The sequence below is a fragment of the Kitasatospora nipponensis genome, from assembly GCF_039528135.1.
Taxonomy (GTDB): Bacteria; Actinomycetota; Actinomycetes; order Streptomycetales; family Streptomycetaceae; genus Kitasatospora; species Kitasatospora nipponensis.
The window spans coordinates 1-826 of the sequence record NZ_BAAALF010000620.1 but is presented as its reverse complement, the minus strand read 5'-3'; the positions used below and the strand labels follow the sequence as shown (position 1 = coordinate 826).

Genomic DNA, 826 nt, shown 5'->3' with positions numbered 1-826 from the left:
CACCGACTTCCCGGAGTCCGGCAGCGGCCAGACCCCGCAGAAGTACGCGGGCCAGCTCGGCAGGTTCACCTTCAAGGCCGACGGCGCCACCTGCTACCAGTACGTCCTGAACGGCACCCTGAGCGTCGGCTCGCCCTGCCAGACCCCGGCTGGCCCGGACGGCACCCTCACCGTGCAGCTCAAGCCCAAGCAGTGGGGCACCAACACCCTCACCGTCCAGGCCACGGACGACGCGGGCAACGTCGCCCAGCCGGTGAGCTACAGCTTCTATGCACCGTGGAATCCCAACCCGGCGAGCGCTCCGGGTGACGTGGACGGCGACGCCGTCGCGGACATCCTGCTGCCGGACCAGGCGGGCAACCTCCAGGTGATCAGCACGGGTGGGAACGACACCACCCCGTCCTCCGTCATCGCGGCCCAGCTCTCGCCGTCCGGGGCGAGCTGGGCGGGTACGGAGATCGTGAGCCGGGGGTACCAGAACCACGACCCGGTGAGCGATCTGCAGGTGCTGTCCCCCGGGAACGGGTATCTGTACACGTACCCGAATTTCGACCTGGGTGAGTTCCGGGGCGGGGCCGCGCTGTTCTTCGGGACCAGGCCGGCCGGGACACCCGGGATGGAGCCGGACTGGAGCCGGGCCACTCAGCTGGTCGGTCTCGGCGTGCTCGGTCAGAGGACCATCTCGTCGCTGCTCAGAGTCGAGGACGGAGACCTCTGGCTGTTCACCAACCCGAGGAACATGTACCGCTACCGGACCGCCACACAGCTGAGGACCGGCGGCGCCTGGGGCGGCTACCAGGTGATCGAGGCCGGGGGCGCCGCCCGC

Annotated in this window: 1 protein-coding gene; it reads left to right on the top strand. The window is 69.9% G+C overall.

What is annotated here, in order from left to right; all coding sequences use genetic code 11:
* Nucleotides 1–826 (top strand): Ig-like domain-containing protein (locus ABD323_RS42305; protein WP_486327178.1); only part of this gene is annotated, 826 nt, incomplete at both ends.